Raw genomic sequence first — 18162 nt, forward strand, 5'->3', positions numbered from 1 at the left:
TTCTTCTCTAGCCACCCCGGCTCAGGTCAATTTTTTTGCAAGATCCTCCGGTCTTGGATGGTAATACCGCATCAGCATCCGAGTGTCTTGGTGGCCGGTGATTTTGGTCAGCTCATGTAGCGGGAAGATTTCTGCTAGGCGTGACGTGGCTTCGTGGCGTAGGTCGTGAAAGCGCAGATCGATCAGGAAGGGATCGCTATCGATCAACTGATCGATTTTGTCCTGCGGTAGGCCCTCGCGCTGAGGTTTTAGGGTAAGCCCCTTCACATAGGCTTGGCGTCCATGAACTGCGGCATCGTTGAATGCCTTGGTGATGGTGTCCGGTCGGCTCCTGAATACCAGGCCATCCTCGCGCTTGGGCTGACACTTCACTATCTCAACGGCGCGGCTAGAGAGGGGGACGCCACGGGCAGAACCATTCTTGGTTAGCGGCAGTATGGCGGTGCGTTTCTCTAGGTCGACATTTGCTCGCAGCAAGCTGGTGATCTCGCTGCGGCGCATACCTGTCTCGACTGCGAATTGGATGATCTGCGGGAGCTCGGCCGAGCGAGCGTAGCGACAGATCATTTCCAGCTCGTCCAAGTGCTCACAGACCAACTCATTGTCTCGGAGCATCCACACATCTGCGCTCAAGATGCGCCTATCTCTGGCGTCATCAACACTTGGCTGGCGAATCAGCTCTACGGGGTTGCTCAGCGACTCCATGCGCCACTCTTTGCGAGCGATGGTGAAGACATGAGAAATCAAAGCAAGCTCGCGGCGCACGGTGGCTGCTGCCAGCCCCTCTGCGAGGCGTTGATCGCGGTAGCTGGCCATGTCGGCACCACGGATGCTGGCCAGCGGTCTTAGGGCTAATGGGTGGCGCTGCAGGGCCTGGATGCGGGATAGCTCAGAATCGCTACTGCGCTTCTTGCTAGTAACCTGCTCGGCGTACATATCCAGGGCTTTGGCGAAGGAGGTCGATTCCGCTTCGTTGCGGCTGACGAACACGCCGGCGTCCATCTCGCGCTCAATCATCGTTGCCCAGGCTTTCGCTTCGGCCTGGGTGTTGAAAGTGCGGTGTTGGCGCTGATTGAAAACTGACCCACCCTGCCGATTGAAAATTGACCCAGGACGGATTGCTGATTTCTGTCCCAGCAATTGTGGATAAGCTTAGCAGCAGTGGGCCGATTCAAGACGCATCAACCCCCACCGCATGTAGGCATGCAGCAGGGTATTTATGGTGCGGATCAAAATGGCTCATCGTCCTCGACATCATCTCCGTCCTTGCGCTTTCGTTCCCGTGACTTGATCTTTGTCTGGGCGGCCAAGGTGCTGTGTTGTAGGCGGTAGGACTCGTTGCCCGTTTCGACGATGTGGCAGTGATGTGTCAGCCGATCCAACAACGCGGTGGTCATCTTGGCGTCGCCAAACACACTCGACCATTCCGAGAAGCTGAGGTTGGTGGTGATGACCACGCTGGTGTGTTCGTACAGTTTGGACAGCAGGTGAAATAACAGGGCACCGCCGCTTTGGCTAAAGGGCAAATATCCCAGCTCATCCAGTATCACCAGGTCTGTGCGAAGCAGTCCCTGGGCGATTCGCCCTGCCTTGCCATCGTACTTCTCACGCTCCAGCAGATTCACCAGATCCACCGTGGAAAAGAAGCGCACGCGTTTGTTGTGGGCCGTGATTCCGGATACAGCCAAGGCACTGGCCAGGTGTGTTTTCCCGGTTCCAGGGCCGCCAATGAACACGACATTCTGCGCCGTTTCAGTGAACGCTAAGCTGGATAGATCGCTGACCAGCCGGGCATCAGCGCTGGAAGCGCTGAAGTCAAAGCCAGCTAAGTCACGGTGCATGGGGAGTTTTGCCATGTTCATCTGATGATTCACCGAGCGCACCGCGCGATCCGCATGTTCCTGCTGAAGCAGATGTTCCAGCAGCCATTTCGATGAAGCCGTCGACGCTGTTCCTTGAGAGACCAGTTCTTCCCAAGCACTGGCCATGCCGTGCAGGCGAAGTTCTTTGAGTTCAGTCATTAGGTCACGCATTGCGATTCTCCTCATCGGTCGCACGGAGCCGGTCGTAGCGTGCTGTATTGGCAACAGGCGCGACCTTGAGTTGCAGGCTGGTTTCTACACTGGGAGGTAGTGCGGTGGAGGTCAGGCGGGCAAGGACATTGAGGATGTGATCGGCGCTCAGACTTCCCGATTCAAGTACCAGCTCCACCGCCACCAGCACAGGTTCGAGCCCCGCAATTGGCACAGCAGCCAGTACCTGCATCATGATTCGATCACCGTTGGTGTGACGCCTCAGTCCTCGTTTGAGAAGCCGTAACGGTTTTGGCAGATCAGCAAATGGCGCACCGTTGCGCAATGCACCAGGCTTGCGTTCGATGAGTGGGATGTAGTGCTGCCAGTCAAAACTGACCTGATCTCGATCAAAGAGGCGCTCGTGACTGGCGATCACCGTTTCGTCAGCAATGACCACGATCCGCGAAGGGTACAAACGGCTACTGACCCACTGGCCGACGCGCTCACATGGCACTGAATAGCGATTTCGCGCCACGCTGATCAGGCAGGTGCTGGAGACCCGCACGGTACGCTCGACGTAGCCATCAAATGCCGTCGGCATTGGCATCATTTCGACCTGCTCCAGCTCTAAGACCTCGGCCACCGTCAGCCCGTTGTACTGCGGATGCACCAGTTCGCTCCAGAGCGACCGACAACGTTGGCCGAGCCAGACATTCAGTTCCTCGAAGGTGTGAAACATACAGTTTTGAGCATCGAGCCAGATTCGCCTCCGGCTGTCCTGAACGTTCTTTTCGACGATGCCTTTTTCCCAGCCAGAGGCCACGTTGCAGAAGTCCGGATCGAACAGATAGTGCGCGCACATCACGGAAAACCGGGCGTTGACCGTGCGCCCTTTGCCTTTGTTGACCTTGTCGACAGCCGTTTTCATGTTGTCGTAGATGCCGCGACGCGGCACACCACCCAACGCTCCAAACGAACGGGTGTGGGCATCAAACAGCATCTCGTGGCCTTGGCTGGGGTACGCAACTAACCAGAATGCGCGGCTGGCACACAGCTTCATGTGGGAGACCTGGATACGTCGAAAAAGACCACCGATCAGCAGACCTTCTTCGCTCCAGTCAAATTGAAAGGCCTCACCGAGCGCAAACGTCAGCGGTACAAAAGCGCGTAAAGACTTGCCTTGCTCGCCTCGCCAAGAGCGCACAAACGCCGTGAGCTGGCTGTAACCGCCGTCATAACCCTCGGCTTTGATCTGCTCAAAAAGTGCTTTGGCGCTCCTGCGGTTGTGTTTTGGCCGGAACGAATCGGCCTTGAGCGCCTGCTCCAGGGTCTCGTGAAAAGGGCTGAGCTTATTGAAGGTTGCGCACCGTTGGTACGCTGGCTGAATGGCTTCGGGCGCTCTGACCCATTTTCGGATGGTGTTTCTCGACAGCCCGGTACGCTTGGCTATCTGATGCAGCGAGAGCTTGTCGCGGAAGTACATCCGCCGGATTTTTCCCAACATTTCCATGCTGATCACCCTGTGTTCTCCTGCTCGAAAAGTGAGCAGAAGCAGTTGAACACCTGGGTCAGTTTTCAGTCGGCAGAAGAGCCTCTACTGGGTCAGTTTTCGGTCAGCGGCAACAGAAAGTGCGGGTCTGTTGGGGCCACCCTTTACGCCTGATTTGGGCGTGCCACTGGTATGGGCCTTTCTTCCTGATCGTCGCCATCGTCAATCGCACTGTGCCAAAAATGTGCCATTAATCCTACAGGAATACCCATGGAAGCCGCAAAACCCGCGCTAATACGAGAAACCTTCCCCGTCGGCCCGTTGCAGTGCAACTGCACCATCATCGGCGACCCCATCAGTAAAAAAGCCATCGTGGTCGACCCCGGCGGCAATCACGAGCTGATTCTGGCGCGGCTCGAGGCGCTGGGCCTCAAGGTGGTGAGCATCATTCACACCCACGCCCACCTGGATCACTTCCTGGCGTCCGGCCAGTTGAAGGAGAAGACCGGCGCGACCCTGCATTTGCACAAGGCCGACCAGTTCCTCTGGGATAACCTGGAGATGCAGTGCCAGACGTTTGGCGTGCCGTATACGCCGGTGCCGTCGCCGGACCGTTGGCTGGCCGACGATGAAGAGCTGGCTTGCGGTTGCGGTGTCGCATTGCATACGCCGGGGCACACGCCGGGGTCGATGAGTTTCTGGTTTGCCGATGCCAAGCTGCTGATCGCTGGAGATACGTTGTTTCGCCGGGGCGTAGGCCGCACGGATTTGTGGGGCGGGGACCAAGCGGCGATTGTGCGCTCGATCAAGCAGCGCCTGTATACGCTGGATGAGGCGGCGACGGTGGTGACCGGTCACGGGCCGGAGACGCGACTCGGTGACGAGATGCGCGAGAACCCCTTTGTGCGCGCATGATTGCAACGTAGGCGGTCAAGCCCTGTAGCAAAAAACTCAGCGTGTGTTCAGCGTGCGTCTGCTACGGTTTGTGCCGCGACGATAGTCCTGCGTTTTTTGTTACAGGTTAAGATACGTCCACGGAATTTTTACCGTTTGTCGCGTTCAAAACCCGGCAAAGATCCATTGTCCATATCCTCTGCACCCAGAGTGCAAAAGTAGGAGCTTCTCCATGTTCACTCCGCGTCGTCTGCTCGTTGTCGCTACTGCCGTAGCCATGTTATCTGGCTGTGCTTCACCCAATCCGTATGACGGTAGCAGCCAGGGACAGGCGAGTAATGAATCCGGTGGCATGAGCAAGACCGTCAAGTACGGCGGCCTCGGCGCTCTGGCCGGTGCGTTGGCCGGTGCAGCCATCGACCATAACAACCGTGGCAAGGGCGCACTGATCGGTGCCGTCGTCGCGGGTGCAGGTGCTGCGGGTTATGGCTACTACGCCGACCAGCAGGAAAAGAAACTGCGCGAAAGCATGGCCAATACCGGGGTTGAAGTTCAGCGCCAGGGCGATCAGATCAAACTGATCATGCCGGGCAACATCACCTTCGCCACCAACTCGGACGCGATCGCCAGCAGCTTCTATACGCCGCTGAACAACCTGGCCAACTCGCTCAAGCAGTTCAGCCAGAACACCATCCAGATCGTGGGTTACACCGATAGCACCGGCAGCCGTCAGTTGAACATGGACCTGTCCCAGCGTCGTGCGCAGAGCGTGGCCAACTATCTGACCTCCCAAGGCGTCAGCGCTGCCAACCTGAGCGCTCGTGGTGCCGGTCCGGATAATCCGATCGCCAGCAATGCCGACGTCAACGGTCGCGCGCAGAACCGTCGTGTAGAAGTGAACCTGGGCCCAATCCCAGGCCAGCAGTATGGCCAGCCGGGCGCCCAGCAACAGGCGCCGCAGCAGAACAACCAGTTCCAGGGCAACCCGTACTCGCAATACCAGTAATCTGCAGCCAATAAAAAGGGCGCCGTGCAATCAATGCACGGCGCCCTTTTTTTGTGGCCGTCGGTTACATCAATCGATGTACTCGAACACCTTCACGATCTTCTGTACGCCGGACACGCCCTGTACCAAGTTCGCCGCACGGGTCGCTTCCGCCTGGGTCAGCAGGCCCATCAGGTAAACGATGCCGTTGTCGGTGACGACTTTGATGCGCGAACCGGGAATGGCGTTGTCGGTCAGCATCTGCGCCTTGATCTTGGTGGTCAGTAGCGCATCGTTGCTGATGGCCAGCAGGGTGATCGGGTCCATTACCTGCAATTCGTTGTGGACCTTCTTGACCCGCTGCACGGCCGAGGCGGCTTGTTCGGCCTGGGCCTTGAGTTCGGCACGTGGCGTTTGGCCGGCGAGCAGTACCACGCCGTTGAAGCTGGTCACGACGATGCGCGACGCGCCATTGCCCAGGTCCGTAGCGGCCTTGGCGACGTTGACCTCGACCTTGGTTTCGATCAACGAGTCGTCAATCTTGCTGCCGAAGGTGCGGGTGCCCTTGTCGTCCTGGATGGGGGTGTCACGTGTCGCGGTGATTGCCGTGCTGCAGCCGCTGATGCCGAGGCACAGCGCAATCGCCAATAGGCTGAGGCGTTTAACGGTCATTCTTCACTCCCGAACAGTTGGCTGTCGATCAGATCGCACAGGCAGTGGATCGTCAGCAGGTGGACTTCCTGAATACGTGCGGTGACATTGGCCGGGACGCGAATCTCCACGTCCTCGGGCAGTAACAGCGAGGCCATGCCGCCGCCGTCGCGACCAGTCAATGCTACGACAATCATTTCGCGATCATGTGCGGCCTGGATCGCCTGAATAATATTCGCCGAGTTGCCGCTGGTGGAAATCGCCAGCAGCACGTCACCCGGTTGCCCCAGGGCGCGGATCTGTTTGGAGAAGATTTCGTTGTAGCTGTAGTCGTTGGCGATCGAGGTGATCGTCGACGAATCGGTGGTCAAGGCAATGGCCGGCAAGCTCGGACGCTCGCGCTCGAAGCGGTTGAGCAACTCGGACGAGAAATGCTGGGCATCGCCGGCCGAGCCGCCGTTGCCGCACGAAAGCATTTTGCCCTCGTTGAGCAAGGCATTGACCATGACCTGACTGGCTTGCTCGATGTGCGGTGCAAGTACGTCCATCGCCTGTTGCTTGGTGTCGATGCTGGCCTGGAAAAGCTGGCGAATTCGGGATTGCATGTCCATCTGTGTGACCTTAAGTAGCGCGGCTATTTGGCACAGGAATGTGCAGCCCGCAAAGCAAAGAGCAAAAGTGTGTGGTGAAGATGTCCGGCGAATCAGCTGTCGAAGGCATCTTTGAGCCAGTTCAAATCAGCTTTGCCAGACGGTGTGCTTTCAATGGCAACCACATCGAAACGGCAGGGGGAGTCAGCCCAGCGATGCTCCTTGAGCAGGAAAAACTGCGCGGCGAGTATCAGCTTCTGACGCTTGCGCCCGTCGATACTGGCGAGCGCGCCACCCCATTGTGCGTGTTTTCTGTAGCGGACTTCGACGAATACTACTGTATCGCCGTCAAGCATGACCAGATCAAGCTCGCCGCGTTTACACAACCAGTTCTGCGCCAGAAGGCGCAGACCCTGTTGTCGAAGGTACTCAAGCGCTTGAAGTTCGGCATCCTTGCCGCTTTGTGCGCTGGACCGTTCGGGCATCAGCGTGGGGTATCGGGCAGACGTTGGACTTCGCCGCCGACGAACTTCGCCCACGGCATCTGGCGGTCAACGCGCTGGTGGGCGCTGATGCCCAGGTTGCCCGAGAGGCCGTCAATGCGCGTATCCGGCAATGCCTTGAGTTGGCCCACGCGTGGCGCCAGGCGGTAGGCATCGACGCCCATCGCGTACAGGCGGCCAAGGCTGCCATTGGCTTGCGGCCATTGTGCAGCGACCTGGTTGCGCAGCGGGTCGGTGGTGTTGAGCAGCCAAGGGGTTTCGCAGAACATCACGTTGGTCATGTCCAGGTACTGGTTCTTGTCGCCGCTGGCGCTGAACACGTGAGACGTCGCATACACCGGCACGTCGCCGGCGTACTGGAAGTTCAGGGTCGGCTTGATCTGCTGGGCCAGTTGCGGGGTGACGGCCAGGAAGATGAACTCGATGTCCTGGCGACGCGAAGGTTGTGCGGCGACGTCGGTGCCGACGGCGCTTTGCAGGCTCTTGGCACGGCCTTCGCTTTTACGCAGTTGGAACAGATCGGCAATCTGCTGGGCGAGGGCGACCGGCTGGTCGACGTACTCGACGCCGACAACGGTGCCGCCGTTGGCTTCCCAGTCCTGGCGGAAGGCCTTGTAGACACGCTCACCCCATTCGCCACGGGGCACCATCGCAGCGGCGCGGTGCAGGCCGTCGGCACGGGCGCGGCGCGAGACTTCGCGAGCTTCGTCTTCAGCCGCCAGGCCGAACTGGAACAACTGCGCCGGGTTTTGATCGGTCTCGCTGTAGTTCAACGCCAGGGTGGTAATCGGCAATTGCGGGCGCGCGCTGAGCTGTTTGACCAGCGGCTTTTCCAGCGGCCCGACGACCAATTGCACGCCGGCAGCCTTGGCCTTGGCGTAGAAGTCGTCGAGGGAGGTCAGGCGCGAGCTGTCATAGAACTCGATGACCGGCGGCTTCTGCCCGGCTTGTTCAGCCTGGTAATGCGCGGCCATGAAGCCTTCGCGCAGGGCCTTGGCCACGTTGGCCAGTGGACCCTCCTGCGGCAGCAGCAGGGCGATCTTGTTCAGCGGTTGGCTCGCCAGTTCCTTGAGTTTGGTCAGCGGCGTCGGCAGTTGCACGGCGGCCGGATGGCCCGGGTTCTGCGCACGCCAGGTGTCAATGGCGGCTTGCTGTTGCTCCAGCGTGCCGGCGCCCTTGACCGCCTGGGCCAGGGTGATCCAGCCGTCGAGCGTCGGGTTGCCGCTGGCTTGCAGCTGTTCGGCCGGCAGCGCGGCAATCAGCGCCCAGATGGCTTCATGGTTGCTCTTGGCGGCGTCGCCGGTCAGCAGTGGCGCCATGGTCACACGCTCGCGAGCGGCGGCCAGGGTCTGGCCGTCGGCTTCATAGGCGCGTGCATGTACGGTGCCGGTGCGGACCTGCTGTTCGGCCGGCAGCTCCTTCAGGTTCTGCAGGCTGGGGTGGTTCAACGCCGCCAGCGCGGCCTTGGGCTGGTTACGCGTCATGGCCAGTTCGGCGGCCAGGGTGTTGGCGAACACCTGCGCGGCGGGCTTGAGAGCATCCATCGGCACCTGCGCAAGAATCTGCGACGAGCGGCCAGCGTTGTTCTGGTGGTAGGCCATGTCGGCCGCGCTCAGGCGCAGTAACGCAGCTTTTTCGGGCGTGTTGGCGGTAGTCGCCTGTTCGAGCAGTTGCTCGATACTGGCATCCGGGGTCCGTGGCAGGTCGCCAAGGCGGGACGAGGGCGAGCTGGCACAGGCGCCCAGCAAGGCAGCGAGGCAGAGGGCGGAGAGCAGCCGCAGGCAAGGGATCATGTAAGTGTTCCTGATACCGATCAAATTAGCGTGGAATTGTACCCAAGCACTGGCCCAGGCGCGATGTTACTGGCGTGAAACCGTCAATTTAGGTGGTGTAAATGTTGCGTTTGGGTGGCTAGGGCCGACCGACGGCTGAAACGGCATCCATCTCGATGGCATATTTCCGCGGCGTCGACGCGCTACAATGTGGCTTTTGCCAACCATCGAGGTGTGCGTTTTGACTGCTCCAGGTCCTTTGAATTCCACTGCAGGCTCGCTTTTTGTCGTGGCGACGCCCATTGGCAACCTGGACGACATCAGCGCCCGGGCGCTTAAAGTGTTGCGCGACGTTAAATTGATCGCTGCGGAAGACACTCGGCACTCCCAGCGCTTGATGCAGCATTTCGGCATCAGCACGCCATTGGCGGCCTGCCACGAACATAACGAGCGCGAAGAAGGCAGCCGTTTTATCACGCGCCTGCTGGCCGGTGACGATGTGGCGCTGATTTCCGATGCCGGTACCCCGCTGATTTCCGATCCCGGTTACCACCTGGTCCGTCAGGCGCGTGCCGCGGGTATCAATGTAGTGCCGGTTCCGGGCGCATGCGCGTTGATTGCGGCGTTATCCGCCGCGGGGTTGCCATCGGATCGTTTCATCTTCGAGGGTTTCCTGCCGGCCAAGGCGGTGGGGCGTCGCGCACGTCTTCAGGCGCTTAAGGAAGAACCGCGCACGCTGATCTTCTATGAAGCCCCGCACCGTATCCTCGAATGCCTGCAGGACATGGAGCTGGTGTTCGGTGGCGAGCGCCTGGCGCTGCTGGCCCGCGAGCTGACCAAGACCTTCGAGACGCTCAAGGGGCTGCCGCTGGAAGAACTGCGCGCGTTTGTCGAAGGTGACAGCAATCAGCAGCGTGGCGAGTGCGTGGTGCTGGTGGCGGGTTGGACGGCGCCGGAAAATGAAGACGCCGTCGGTGGCGAAGCCATGCGCGTCTTGGATCTGCTGCTCAAGGAAATGCCCCTTAAGCGAGCGGCAGCGCTGGCGGCGGAAATCACCGGGGTGCGCAAAAATGTGTTGTATCAGGCCGCGCTGGATAAACAGAAAGCCGAATAGTTCCGGGGTTAAACCGGTATTCCGTCTGAACGTGATGGCATTGCTGTACTTTTAATACTTGTCCTAACTCCGTCGTGCCGTTAACCTGCGCGGCGGAGAGTCGATTGGACAGTCGCTGCCCTCTATGAAAATTAGGGGGGGGAGGAAAGTCCGGGCTCCATAGGGCGAAGTGCCAGGTAATGCCTGGGAGGCGTGAGCCTACGGAAAGTGCCACAGAAAATAACCGCCTAAGCACTTCGGTGCCGGTAAGGGTGAAAAGGTGCGGTAAGAGCGCACCGCACGTCTGGCAACAGTTCGTGGCTAGGTAAACCCCACTTGGAGCAAGACCAAATAGGGTCCCAAGGCGTGGCCCGCGCTGGGACCGGGTAGGTTGCTAAAGATGTCCAGTGATGGCCATCGTAGACGAATGACTGTTCAAGACAGAACCCGGCTTATAGATCGACTCTCCACCTTTTTTCCTTCTGTCCGAATCTCGTGCAGAAACCCGGTAGTAACGCAAGAATCCCTCCCTGCCAAATCATTGGCAGATGCATCTTGGTAATACCAAAAAAATCTTACTCTTAATAAATTACTTTAACTTTGAAGCATAGCTCTTTGAGCTATTTGTGCTTATTGAGCCAAAAATACCGCTGAACTCTGATTTCTCCTCCTCTTGCGCTCCTAAATCTCCGTTCTGTAAGGCTTTTCCTTGAATCCGCGCCTTGACGGTGTGGTGGGCGCATTCCTATAGTGTGCGCAAGTGGCGGAAAGTGGCACAAAGTGGGTTTTTTTAACGTAAAGCGCTAAAATTTGGAGAAACGCATCTGTGTTTCGCGGAGCTAACGCTATCAGTCTCGATGCAAAAGGCCGTCTCGCTATGCCGAGCCGGTATCGTGACGAGCTGATTTCGCGAAGTTCCGGGCAGTTAATCATCACGATCGATGCCGTTGACCCTTGTTTATGCGTTTACCCCCTCGATGAGTGGGAGTTGATTGAAACCAAACTGCGTGCCTTGCCTTCATTGCGTGAAGAAAACCGCCGTCTGCAGCGTTTGCTGATCGGTAATGCCGTCGACCTCGAACTCGATGGCAGTGGTCGTTTCCTGGTGCCCCCGCGTCTGCGCGAGTACGCCAAGCTCGACAAGCGCGCAATGCTTGTGGGCCAACTGAACAAGTTCCAATTGTGGGACGAAGATGCCTGGGATGCTGTTTCTGCAGCTGACCTGGCTGCTATTCAACAACCGGGCGCCATGCCTGATGAACTGCGTGATTTGATCTTGTGACTATTGATAGCGGCTTTAACCACATCACCGTACTGCTTGACGAAGCCGTTGAGGCTCTCGCCGTACGCGCGGATGGCTGCTATCTGGATGGCACCTTCGGCAGGGGCGGGCACAGCCGGTTGATACTCAGCCAGCTCGGGCCCGACGGTAAACTCCTCGGGTTCGACAAAGACCCCCAGGCGATTGCCACCGGGCAAGCGCTAGCGGCCGAAGACGGCCGCTTTGTCGTTGTACAACGCAGCTTTGCCGAGCTGGGTGCCGAAGTCGCCGAGCGCGGCATGGCAGGCAAGGTGGCCGGGGTTTTGCTCGACCTGGGCGTGTCCTCGCCGCAGCTCGATGACCCGGAGCGCGGTTTCAGTTTCATGAACGACGGCCCGCTGGATATGCGTATGGACCCCACCCGTGGTGTCAGTGCCGCCCAGTTCATCGCTACCGCGCCGGTGGAAGAAATCGCCCGTGTGTTCAAGGAATACGGTGAAGAACGCTTCGCCGGTCGCATGGCGCGCGCCGTGGTCGAGCGCCGCGAAATCCAGCCGTTCGAGCGCACCGCCGACCTGGCGGAAGTGCTGAAAGTCGCCAACCCTGCCTGGGAAAAAGGCAAGAACCCGGCGACCCGTGCGTTCCAGGGCCTGCGCATTCACGTCAACAATGAGTTGGGCGATCTGGAAGCCGGCCTCGAAGCCGCGCTGGAAGCCTTGGAAGTGGGCGGGCGCCTGGTGGTGATCAGCTTCCACTCCCTGGAAGACCGCATCGTCAAACTGTTCATGCGTCGCCTGGTCAAGGGTGAATCCGACAACCTGCCACGCAACCTGCCGGTGCGTTTCGAAGCCTTCGTGCCGAAAATCAAAATCCATGGCAAGGCGCAGTTCGCTTCCGAAGCTGAACTCAAGGCCAACCCACGCTCCCGTAGCGCCGTCATGCGCGTCGCGGAGAAGTTGCGGTGAGCAGGCTCTTCGCCAAGCCCCTCCCGGGCGGCAGCTTCTTTATGTTGCTGCTGTTTATCGGCGTGCTGGTGTCCGCGATTGCGGTGTCCTACAGCGCCCATTACAACCGCCAACTGCTCAATACCCTGTACGGCGAATTGAGTGTGCGTGATAAAGCGCAGGCGGAGTGGGGCCGGTTGATCCTCGAGCAAAGCACCTGGACCGCCCATAGCCGCATCGAAATACTGGCCACCGAACAGTTGAAGATGCACATCCCTGGCGCGGCCGAAGTTCGAATGGTGGCGCCATGATGAAACTCGAAGGCGCACTTTACCCGTGGCGCTTCCGCCTGATGCTCGGCTTGCTGGCCTTGATGGTCGGCGCCATCACCTGGCGGATCATCGACCTGCAGGTGGTCGACCGCGACTTCCTGATCGGCCAGGGCGATGCCCGTAGCCTGCGACATATTCCGATTCCTGCACACCGCGGCCTGATCACCGACCGTAACGGCGAGCCCCTGGCCGTCAGTACGCCGGTGACCACGCTGTGGGCCAACGCCAAGGAATTGCAGGTAGCCAAGGACAAGTGGCCACAACTGGCTGCCGCGTTGGGTCAGGACCCGAAAGCCCTGGCCGAGCGCCTGGAAGCCCAGGCCAATAAAGAATTCATCTACCTGGTTCGCGGCCTCACCCCCGAACAGGGCCAGCAAGTGCTCGACCTCAAGGTCCCCGGTGTCTATGGCATCGAGGAATTCCGCCGTTTCTACCCGGCCGGTGAAACCACTGCGCACATGGTTGGCTTTACCGACATCGACGACCATGGTCGCGAAGGGGTTGAGCTGGCCTACGATGAATGGCTGGCCGGCGTGCCCGGCAAGCGACAGGTCATCAAGGATCGGCGCGGCAGACTGATCAAAGACGTCCAAGTCACCAAAAACGCCAAGGCCGGCAAGCCCTTGGCGTTGTCGATTGACCTGCGCCTGCAATACCTGGCCAACCGCGAGCTGCGTAACGCGATCATCGAGAACGGCGCGAAGGCCGGCAGCCTGGTGATCATGGACGTGAAGACCGGCGAGATCCTCGCCATGGTCAACCAGCCGACCTACAACCCGAACAACCGTCGCAACCTGCAACCGGCGATGATGCGCAACCGCGCGATGATCGACGTGTTCGAGCCGGGTTCGACCATGAAAGCCATCTCCATGAGTGCCGCCCTGGAAACCGGGCGCTGGAAGCCCAGCGACAAGGTCGAGGTCTACCCCGGCACCCTGCAGTTGGGCAAATACACCATTCGTGACGTGTCGCGTACCGAAGGCCCGGTGTTGGATCTGACAGGTATCCTGATCAACTCCAGTAACGTGGGCATGAGTAAGGTCGCCTTCGATATCGGCGGCGAAACCATCTATCACCTGGCGCAAAAGATCGGCCTTGGCCAACCCACCGGCCTGGACTTCCCGGGTGAGCGCGTGGGCAACCTGCCGAACTACCGCGACTGGAAAAAGCCGAGACCGCCACGCTGTCCTACGGCTATGGCCTGTCGGTGACCGCGATCCAGCTGGCCCACGCTTTCTCTGTATTGGCCAATAACGGTCGGATGGTTCCTTTGAGCCTGATCCACGTCGACGAAGCGCCGAAAGCGACCCAGGTGATCCCGGAAAGCGTCGCCAAGACCATGCAAGGCATGCTGCAACAAGTGATCGAAGCACCGCGCGGCGTATTCCGCGCCCAGGTGCCGGCGTATCACGTGGCCGGCAAGTCGGGTACTGCGCGTAAGACCTCGGTCGGCACCAAAGGCTATGCCGAGAACTCCTATCGCTCGCTGTTCGCCGGTTTCGGCCCGATGAGCGACCCGCGCTACGCCATCGTCGTCGTGATCGATGAACCGAGTAAAGCGGGCTACTTCGGTGGCCTGGTGTCGGCGCCGGTGTTCAGCAAAGTGATGTCCGGCACCCTGCGCCTGATGAACATCACGCCGGACAACCTGCCGCCGACCCAACAAGCGAACGCCGGACCACCGGCCGCCGCGGTAAAAGCCAATGGAGGGCGCGGCTGATGTCTCTTAGCCTGAACAAGATTTTTGCCCATGCCGGTCGCGATCTGCTGATCCGCGAGCTGACACTGGACAGTCGTAATGTACGCGCCGGGGACCTGTTCCTGGCGGTGCCTGGCGGCAAATACGATGGCCGCGCGCACATCGCCGATGCCCTGCAACGCGGCGCCGCCGCCGTGGCGTATGAAGTGGACGGTGCCACCGTGCTGCCGATCACCGACGTGCCGTTGATTCCGGTCAAAGGCCTGGCCGCGCAACTGTCGGACATCGCCGGGCGTTTCTACGGCGATCCGAGCCGCCACCTGAACCTGATTGGCGTGACCGGCACCAACGGCAAGACCAGCGTGACCCAACTGGTCGCCCAGGCGCTTGACCTGTTGGGCCAGCACTGCGGCATCGTCGGCACCCTGGGCACCGGTTTCTATGGCGCGCTGCAAAGCGGCCTGCACACCACGCCGAACCCGATCGCCGTGCAAGCGACCCTGGCCGACCTGAAAAAGGCCGGTGCCAAGGCGGTTGCCATGGAAGTGTCGTCCCACGGTTTGCACCAGGGCCGCGTTGCCGCGCTGGCTTTCGATGTGGCGGTGATGACCAACCTGTCCCGCGATCACCTGGACTACCACGGCACCATGCAAGCCTACGCCGCCGAGAAGGCCAAGCTGTTTGCCTGGAACGACCTGAAGTGCCGCGTGGTGAACCTGGATGACGCGTTCGGCCGCGAGCTGGCGGCCCAAGACAGCGAAGCGCGCCTGATCAGCTACAGCCTGGAAGACTCCCGCGCCTATCTGTACTGCCGCGAAGCCCAATTCAATGACGAGGGCGTGCGCGCCACGTTGGTGACGCCGCAGGGCGAGCACCATTTGCGCAGTACCTTGCTGGGTCGTTTCAACCTGAGCAACGTCCTCGCGGCGATCGGTGCGCTACTCGGCCTGGATTACGCGCTCGATGAAATCCTGCGTGTGCTGCCGAAGCTGGAAGGCCCGGCCGGTCGCATGCAACGTCTGGGCGGCGGTTCGCAGCCGCTGGTGGTGGTCGATTACGCCCACACCCCGGACGCACTGGAAAAAGTCCTGCTGGCCCTGCGCCCACACGCCAAGGGCAAGTTGCTGTGCCTGTTCGGCTGTGGCGGTGATCGCGATCGCGGCAAGCGTCCATTGATGGCCGAGATTGTCGAGCGTCTGGCCGATGGCGTGCTCGTCACCGACGACAACCCGCGCAGCGAAGACCCGAGCCAGATTTTCGACGACATCCGCGTCGGCTTCAAAGACCCATCCAAAGCCAGCTTCATTGCCGGTCGCGGCGCGGCCATTGCCCAATTGATCGCCAGCGCCAGCGTCGACGATGTCGTGGTACTGGCTGGTAAAGGTCACGAGGACTACCAGGAAATCAACGGCGAACGCCACGCTTTCTCCGATCTGGTCGAGGCCGATCATGCCTTGACCGCCTGGGAGGTCGCGCATGCTTAAAGCGATGAAATTCAGCGAGCTGACCCAGGCCCTCTCGGCGCGCATGCTGTCGGGTGATTGCAGTTTCAATGGCGTCAGTATCGATAGCCGTGCGATCAAGCCGGGCCAACTGTTTGTTGCCCTGGCCGGTCCGCGTTTCGACGGCCATGACTACCTGAATGAGGTCGCCGCCAAAGGCGCGGTCGGTGCCCTGGTGCAACGCGAAGTGGCGGACTCCACCCTGCCGCAATTGCTGGTGGCCGACACGCGCCTGGCCTTGGGCCAACTGGGTGCGCTCAACCGTGCGGCGTTCACCAAGCCGGTGGCCGCGATCACCGGCTCCAGCGGCAAGACCACGGTCAAGGAACTGCTCGCCGGTGTCCTGCGCACGCGCGGGCCGGTGCTGGCCACCCGTGGCAACCTGAACAACGATTTCGGCGCACCGCTGACCCTGCTCGAACTGGCCCCGGAACACACGGCGGCCGTGATCGAGCTGGGCGCTTCGCGTATTGGCGAAATTGCCTACACCGTGGCGCTGACCAAGCCTCACGTGGCAATTATCAACAACGCCGGGACCGCCCACGTCGGCGAGTTCGGCGGCCCGGAAAAAATCGTCGAAGCCAAGGGCGAAATCCTCGAAGGCCTCGATGCCTCGGGCATAGCTGTGTTGAATCTTGACGACAAGGCCTTCGAGACCTGGCGTGTACGCGCCGCCGGTCGCAAGGTGCTGACGTTCGCCGTGCTGAATGCAGCGGCCGATTTCCACGCGTCGAACATTGCGGTCGACGCCCGTGGTTGCCCGTCCTTTACCTTGCATTCGCCGCAAGGCGAGCAGCATGTGCAGTTGAACCTGCTGGGCAACCATAACGTCGCCAACGCCTTGGCGGCCGCGGCTGCGGCTTACGCCCTGGGCGTGTCGCTGTTTGGCATCGCCACCGGCCTGGGCGCGGTGCAACCGGTCAAGGGCCGTACCGTCGCGCAATTGGCCAGCAACGGCATGCGTGTGATCGATGACACTTACAACGCCAACCAGTCCTCGGTCTGCGCCGCCATCGACCTGCTCAAGGGTTTCGACGGGCGCAAGGTGCTGGTGCTGGGCGATATCGCCGAACTGGGCGATTGGGCCGAACAGTCCCATCGGGAAGTCGGCGCTTACGCCAGCGGCAAAGTCGACGCGCTCTACGCCGTCGGCCCGAACATGGCTCATGCCGTCAATGCCTTCGGCCCCGGTGCGCGGCATTTCGCCACCCAGGCCGAGTTGATCCAGGCGCTGCGTGCGGGCGAACAAGACAAACACACAACCATTTTGATCAAGGGATCGCGCAGCGCGGTGATGGAAAACGTCGTCGTGGCCTTGTGTGGCTCAAGTACGGAGAAACATTAATGCTGCTGCTGCTGGCTGAGTATCTGCAACAGTTCCACAAAGGCTTCGCGGTCTTCCAGTACCTGACCCTGCGCGGGATTCTGGGCGTGCTGACCGCGCTGTCTCTGTCGCTGTTCCTGGGGCCGTGGATGATCCGCACCCTGCAGAGCCTGCAAATTGGTCAATCGGTTCGCAATGACGGCCCGCAGTCGCACCTGTCCAAATCCGGCACCCCGACCATGGGCGGCGCGCTGATTCTGTCGTCCATCGGCATCAGCACCTTGCTCTGGGCCGACCTGTACAACCGCTACGTGTGGGTGGTGCTGCTGGTGACCTTGTTGTTCGGCGCCATCGGCTGGGTCGATGACTATCGCAAAGTGATCGAGAAAAACTCCAAGGGGCTGCCAAGCCGCTGGAAGTATTTCTGGCAGTCGGTGTTCGGCCTGGCCGCCGCGATCTTCCTCTACATGACGGCTCCAAGCGCGGTCGAGACCACCTTGATCATCCCGATGCTCAAGGATGCGAGCATTCCGCTGGGCATCGGCTTCGTGGTGCTGACCTACTTCGTCATCGTCGGCTCCAGCAACGCGGTGAACCTGACCGACGGCCTCGACGGCCTGGCGATCATGCCGACGGTGATGGTAGGCGGCGCGCTCGGCATCTTCTGCTACCTGTCGGGTAACGTGAAATTCGCTGAATACCTGCTGATCCCGTATGTGCCGGGCGCCGGTGAACTGATCGTGTTCTGCGGCGCGCTGATCGGTGCCGGGCTGGGCTTCCTGTGGTTCAACACCTATCCCGCGCAAGTGTTCATGGGCGATGTCGGCGCACTGGCGCTGGGCGCGGCCCTGGGCACCATCGCGGTGATCGTTCGCCAGGAAATCGTGCTGTTCATCATGGGCGGTGTGTTCGTGATGGAAACCCTGTCGGTGGTCATCCAGGTGGCTTCCTTCAAATTGACCGGGCGCCGCGTGTTCCGCATGGCGCCGATCCACCACCACTTTGAACTCAAGGGCTGGCCTGAGCCGCGTGTGATCGTCCGATTCTGGATCATCACCGTGATTCTCGTGCTGGTCGGTCTTGCCACCCTGAAACTGAGGTAGAAACG

At 60.3% G+C, this 18162-nt stretch carries 16 protein-coding genes, 1 other RNA gene and 1 pseudogene; 11 read left to right on the forward strand and 7 right to left on the reverse strand.

Annotated features, from left to right (window positions below; translation table 11 throughout):
• Nucleotides 1-21: 21 nt before the first annotated feature.
• The 3 genes from RGV59_RS10620 to istA form a co-directional block, all read right to left on the reverse strand.
• The gene (locus RGV59_RS10620) at nt 22-1140 is read right to left on the reverse strand and encodes a tyrosine-type recombinase/integrase (RefSeq protein WP_322246945.1); all 1119 of its coding nucleotides are present in this window, start codon (nt 1138-1140) and stop codon (nt 22-24) included.
• A gap of 89 nt (nt 1141-1229) precedes the next feature.
• Nucleotides 1230-2033 carry an IS21-like element ISPsy20 family helper ATPase IstB gene (gene istB / locus RGV59_RS10625; protein ID WP_029241171.1) on the reverse strand — a complete coding sequence of 268 codons (804 nt, stop codon included), beginning with the start codon at nt 2031-2033 and terminating at the stop codon, nt 1230-1232.
• Nucleotides 2026-3525, reverse strand: coding sequence for an IS21 family transposase (gene istA, locus RGV59_RS10630; protein WP_102619021.1), 1500 nt, complete (start codon nt 3523-3525; stop codon nt 2026-2028). The genes istB and istA overlap by 8 nt, the downstream gene beginning before the upstream one ends.
• Before the next feature lie 249 nt (nt 3526-3774).
• Between istA and RGV59_RS10635 the strand changes: the two genes are divergently transcribed.
• Together RGV59_RS10635 and RGV59_RS10640 are read left to right on the forward strand one after the other, a co-directional pair.
• Nucleotides 3775-4419 carry an MBL fold metallo-hydrolase gene (locus tag RGV59_RS10635; protein WP_126585780.1) on the forward strand — a complete coding sequence of 215 codons (645 nt, stop codon included), beginning with the start codon at nt 3775-3777 and terminating at the stop codon, nt 4417-4419.
• Nucleotides 4420-4630: 211 nt separating this feature from the next.
• On the forward strand, nt 4631-5404 hold the full coding sequence (locus tag RGV59_RS10640) for an OmpA family lipoprotein (RefSeq protein ID WP_026139898.1): 774 nt from the start codon (nt 4631-4633) through the stop codon (nt 5402-5404).
• Nucleotides 5405-5473: 69 nt separating this feature from the next.
• Here the strand turns inward: RGV59_RS10640 and RGV59_RS10645 are convergent, their stop codons facing one another.
• The 4 genes from RGV59_RS10645 to RGV59_RS10660 all read right to left on the reverse strand — a co-directional run bounded on the left by RGV59_RS10645 (nt 5474) and on the right by RGV59_RS10660 (nt 8920).
• Entirely contained in the window at nt 5474-6055 is a 582-nt protein-coding gene (locus RGV59_RS10645) for a BON domain-containing protein (RefSeq protein ID WP_017845939.1), read from the reverse strand.
• On the reverse strand, nt 6052-6645 hold the full coding sequence (locus RGV59_RS10650) for a phosphoheptose isomerase (RefSeq protein ID WP_003171862.1): 594 nt from the start codon (nt 6643-6645) through the stop codon (nt 6052-6054). The genes RGV59_RS10645 and RGV59_RS10650 overlap by 4 nt, the downstream gene beginning before the upstream one ends.
• A 92-nt stretch (nt 6646-6737) precedes the next feature.
• Complete coding sequence (locus tag RGV59_RS10655; protein WP_017845938.1) at nt 6738-7109, reverse strand: YraN family protein; 372 nt, start codon at nt 7107-7109, stop codon at nt 6738-6740.
• The gene (locus tag RGV59_RS10660; RefSeq protein ID WP_017845937.1) at nt 7109-8920 is read right to left on the reverse strand and encodes a penicillin-binding protein activator; all 1812 of its coding nucleotides are present in this window, start codon (nt 8918-8920) and stop codon (nt 7109-7111) included. Before RGV59_RS10660 ends, RGV59_RS10655 begins: the two co-directional genes overlap by 1 nt.
• Nucleotides 8921-9107: 187 nt before the next feature.
• Between RGV59_RS10660 and rsmI the strand changes: the two genes are divergently transcribed.
• The 9 genes and pseudogenes from rsmI (at nt 9108) to mraY (ending at nt 18157) form a co-directional block, all read left to right on the forward strand.
• A complete protein-coding gene (gene rsmI, locus RGV59_RS10665) occupies nt 9108-10013 on the forward strand; it encodes a 16S rRNA (cytidine(1402)-2'-O)-methyltransferase (protein WP_162231502.1) in 906 nt (301 codons plus the stop codon).
• Between the two features lie 96 nt (nt 10014-10109).
• Nucleotides 10110-10463: RNase P RNA component class A (rnpB, locus tag RGV59_RS10670), an RNA gene on the forward strand.
• Nucleotides 10464-10818: 355 nt separating this feature from the next.
• Nucleotides 10819-11274, forward strand: coding sequence for a division/cell wall cluster transcriptional repressor MraZ (mraZ, locus tag RGV59_RS10675; protein WP_003171868.1), 456 nt, complete (start codon nt 10819-10821; stop codon nt 11272-11274).
• The gene (rsmH, locus tag RGV59_RS10680) at nt 11271-12218 is read left to right on the forward strand and encodes a 16S rRNA (cytosine(1402)-N(4))-methyltransferase RsmH (RefSeq protein WP_010213048.1); all 948 of its coding nucleotides are present in this window, start codon (nt 11271-11273) and stop codon (nt 12216-12218) included. The genes mraZ and rsmH overlap by 4 nt, the downstream gene beginning before the upstream one ends.
• Nucleotides 12215-12508: a cell division protein FtsL gene (ftsL, locus tag RGV59_RS10685; protein ID WP_017845934.1), complete on the forward strand. Its 294-nt coding sequence runs from the start codon at nt 12215-12217 to the stop codon at nt 12506-12508. The genes rsmH and ftsL overlap by 4 nt, the downstream gene beginning before the upstream one ends.
• Nucleotides 12508-14249 (forward strand): annotated as a pseudogene (locus tag RGV59_RS10690) (peptidoglycan D,D-transpeptidase FtsI family protein). The gene ftsL and the pseudogene RGV59_RS10690 overlap by 1 nt, the downstream one beginning before the upstream one ends.
• The gene (locus RGV59_RS10695) at nt 14249-15712 is read left to right on the forward strand and encodes a UDP-N-acetylmuramoyl-L-alanyl-D-glutamate--2,6-diaminopimelate ligase (protein ID WP_017845932.1); all 1464 of its coding nucleotides are present in this window, start codon (nt 14249-14251) and stop codon (nt 15710-15712) included. The pseudogene RGV59_RS10690 and the gene RGV59_RS10695 overlap by 1 nt, the downstream one beginning before the upstream one ends.
• On the forward strand, nt 15705-17075 hold the full coding sequence (locus tag RGV59_RS10700; protein WP_126585778.1) for a UDP-N-acetylmuramoyl-tripeptide--D-alanyl-D-alanine ligase: 1371 nt from the start codon (nt 15705-15707) through the stop codon (nt 17073-17075). The genes RGV59_RS10695 and RGV59_RS10700 overlap by 8 nt, the downstream gene beginning before the upstream one ends.
• A complete protein-coding gene (mraY, locus tag RGV59_RS10705; RefSeq protein ID WP_017845930.1) occupies nt 17075-18157 on the forward strand; it encodes a phospho-N-acetylmuramoyl-pentapeptide-transferase in 1083 nt (360 codons plus the stop codon). The genes RGV59_RS10700 and mraY overlap by 1 nt, the downstream gene beginning before the upstream one ends.
• Nucleotides 18158-18162: the final 5 nt, after the last annotated feature.

It is taken from the genome of Pseudomonas sp. FG1, assembly GCF_034313875.1.
Taxonomy (GTDB): Bacteria; Pseudomonadota; Gammaproteobacteria; order Pseudomonadales; family Pseudomonadaceae; genus Aquipseudomonas; species Aquipseudomonas veronii.